The sequence below is a fragment of the Streptosporangium sp. DT93 genome, from assembly GCF_049844535.1.
Taxonomy (GTDB): domain Bacteria; phylum Actinomycetota; class Actinomycetes; order Streptosporangiales; family Streptosporangiaceae; genus Streptosporangium.
The window spans coordinates 486,051-487,346 of record NZ_JBNCLF010000005.1 but is presented as its reverse complement, the minus strand read 5'-3'; the positions used below and the strand labels follow the sequence as shown (position 1 = coordinate 487,346).

The following is a 1,296-nucleotide window of genomic DNA, read 5'->3' as shown; positions in this document are numbered from 1 at the left end:
ACCCAGGCCGACATCAACACCGGAAGCATCGTCAACACCGCCACCGCCACCGGCACACCACCCACCGGACCCGCCATCACCTCCGCGGCCTCCACCGCCACGGTCACCGCCACCGCCGCACCCGCCCTGGCCCTGCTCAAGACCGCCTCACCGACCACGGTCGCCGCCGCCGGACGGACCATCACCTACTCCTACCTCGTCCTCAACACCGGCAACACCACCCTGACCGGCGTGGCCGTGACCACGACCGCCTTCACCGGCACCGGAACACCCACCGCCATCACCTGCCCCGCCACCACCCTGGCCCCGCAGGCGTCGACCACCTGCACGAACACCTACGTCACCACCCAGGCCGACATCAACTCCGGAAGCGTCGTCAACTCCGCCACCGCCTCCGGCACACCCCCCGTCGGCCCCGCTGTCACCTCCGCCGTCTCCACCGCCACGGTCGTCGCCGTCGCCGCGCCCGCCCTGGCGCTGTTGAAGACGGCCTTCCCCACGGCCGCGACAGAGGCGGGCCAGACGATCACCTACTCGTACGCGGTCGTCAACACCGGCAACACCACCCTGACCGGGGTGGCCGTGACCACCACCGCCTTCACCGGCACCGGCACCCCCACCGCGATCACCTGCCCGGTCACCACCCTCGCCCCCGAGGACATGACGACCTGCACGAACACCTACGTCACCACCCAGGCCGACATCGACACCGGAACCATCACCAATACGGCGACCGCCTCGGGCACGCCACCTGTCGGCCCCGCCGTGACCTCCGCTCCCTCCACCGCCACGATCACCGGAGAGGCGGCTCCTCGCCTGGCCCTGTTGAAGACCGCCTCGCCGGCCACGGCGACGGCGGCCGGGCAGACCGTGACCTACTCCTACATGGTCGCCAACACCGGCAACGCCACCCTGACCGGTCTGACCGTGACCACCACCGCCTTCACCGGCACCGGCACCCCCACCGCGATCACCTGCCCGGTCACCACCCTGGCCCCGCAGGACACCACCACCTGCACCAACACCTACGTCACCACCCAGGCCGACATCAACTCCGGGACCGTCGTCAACACCGCGACCGCCACCGCCACCCCACCCACCGGGCCCGCGGTGACCTCGGACCCGTCGACCGCGACGGTCACCGCTCCTCCCGCTCCCACCCTGGCGTTGCTGAAGACGGCGACGCCGGTCACGGTGACGACCGCCGGGCAGACGGTGACCTACGCCCACCTGGTCACCAACACCGGCAACACCACCCTGACCGGGGTGGTCGTGACCACCACCGCCTTCACCGGC

1 protein-coding gene is annotated in these 1,296 nt (G+C 71.2%); it reads left to right on the top strand.

What is annotated here, in order from left to right; all coding sequences use genetic code 11:
* On the top strand, nucleotides 1-1,296 hold a 1,296-nt coding region (locus tag ACLQ2R_RS14705; protein WP_425960038.1), incomplete at both ends, for a DUF7507 domain-containing protein.